At 67.6% G+C, this 1,310-nt stretch carries 1 protein-coding gene; it reads right to left on the minus strand.

Annotation, left to right across the window (positions count from 1 at the left end; all coding sequences use genetic code 11):
* A partial coding sequence (locus ACZ6O2_RS36535) for a glycogen debranching N-terminal domain-containing protein (protein WP_466026224.1) occupies nucleotides 1-1,310 on the minus strand: 1,310 nt, incomplete at both ends.

A 1,310-nucleotide genomic window follows, 5' to 3' on the forward strand; every position in this document is an offset into this window, starting at 1 on the left:
GACGTGGTAGCCGACCGGGTTGTACCGCGCCGCGGTGTCGGCCAGGGTGCGGACGCCCCACCCGGAGAACATGCTCGGCCCGAGGAGGTGCTGGGCGATCCTCTGGGCCCGGTCCGGTTCGACGATGCCGCTCCACAGCAGGTGGCCCATGTTGGATGACATGGCGTCGACCGGCTTGCCGTCGGTGTCGAGGGCGAGCGCGTAGTACTCCCCCTCCTCGATCCAGAAGTCGCGGTTGAAACGCCGTTTGAGGTCGGCCGCCTCGGCTTCCAGCCGGTCGGCGTAGGCGGGGTCGTTCCAGAAGTGCCGGGCCAGACGGGCGCCGCGCAGCTTCGCGTCGTAGGCGTACCCCTGCAGCTCACAGGTCGCGCGTGGCAGTCCGGGCAGCCGGCCGTCCCGGTAGGAGACGGCATCCCAGGAGTCTTTCCAGCACTGGTTCTCCAGGCCGTTCACGGTGTTTCGCCGCTGGTACGAAATGTAGCCGTTGCCCAGGATGTCGCCGTACTCGTCGATCCAGTTCAGCGCCGCGCGGGCCTCGAGCTCCAACTGTTGCACCAGGCTGGCGTCCCCGCTCCACCGCTCGTACTCGTCGAGCAGGATCACGTACAGGGGGGTGGAGTCCGCCGATCCGTAGTAGGGGCTGTGCGGCTGCTCCTCGAACGCCGCCGATTCGCCGTAGCGGAACTCGTGCGCGATCTTCCCGGGTTCCTCGTCGCGGTAGTCGTCCAGCTTGCTGCCCTGCTGGAAGGCGAGGTCACGGAGGACCGTCGAGGCGAGTTCCGGCACGAACGGCAGCGTCTGCAGGCTGATGAAGATGCTGTCCCGGCCGAAAATGGTCATGAACCAGGGCAGCCCCGCGGCCGGCAACCGCCGGGGGAAGGCCAGCGGTGAGTACCGCATCGCGGCCAGGTCGGTGAGGCTGCGCTCGTACGCCGTCTGCAGGGACCGGTGGTCGCACACCAGCTGTGGTGTCTGGACGAGGAAGTCGTCGAGGTCCTGCCGCAGTTGCGGCTTCACCTGCCCCTGGTGGGCGTCCAGGCTGGCCCGGATGTCGAGGCCCCGCGCGCCGCGCACGATCGGGTAGACGTGCAGTTCCGTGCTCCACCTGCCGCGCGGTGCGATCCGGAGGTCGAAGGTCATCCCCGTTTCGTCGACGCGGGCCGGCGAAGTGCTCGAAATGATCGTCTCACGGTGGAAGGTGCCTCGTTCGTAACGGAACCGCAGATGACCGTCCTCGACGCTCGTCAGAGTCTTCCCGGTCTTCTGCCGTACGTCCTTGATCTCGAACAGGTCGGCGAAGTCGGTGGCCA

The organism is Micromonospora sp. NPDC048040 (genome assembly GCF_055587185.1).